Origin of the sequence: Paraburkholderia sp. SIMBA_027 (assembly GCF_046535315.1) — a bacterium.
GTDB lineage: Bacteria > Pseudomonadota > Gammaproteobacteria > Burkholderiales > Burkholderiaceae > Paraburkholderia > Paraburkholderia tropica.
Map to the genome: position 1 here is coordinate 1 of NZ_JAWRWY010000849.1, position 263 is coordinate 263.

The window sequence follows — 263 nt, forward strand, 5'->3', positions numbered from 1 at the left end:
ATCATGGTTATCCGTCAGGATGCGCCGTGCCTCGGTATAGGCTTCGTCGATCAGGCGGCGAACTTCGGTGTCGATCGTCTGGGCCGTCGCCTCGGAGACGTTCTTGGACTGCGAGACGGAATGGCCAAGGAACACTTCCTGCTGATTTTCACCGTATGAAACCTGGCCGAGAGCGTCGGAGAAGCCCCATTGCGTCACCATGGCACGGGCAAGCTTGGTGGCCTGCTCGATATCCGAGGACGCGCCGGAGGTGATGTTTTCCT

The 263-nt window shown here is 59.3% G+C and carries 1 pseudogene; it reads right to left on the minus strand.

Annotated features, from left to right (window positions below):
• A pseudogene (locus SB764_RS41475) lies at nt 1–263 on the minus strand (cell division protein FtsH); the annotation flags it as partial.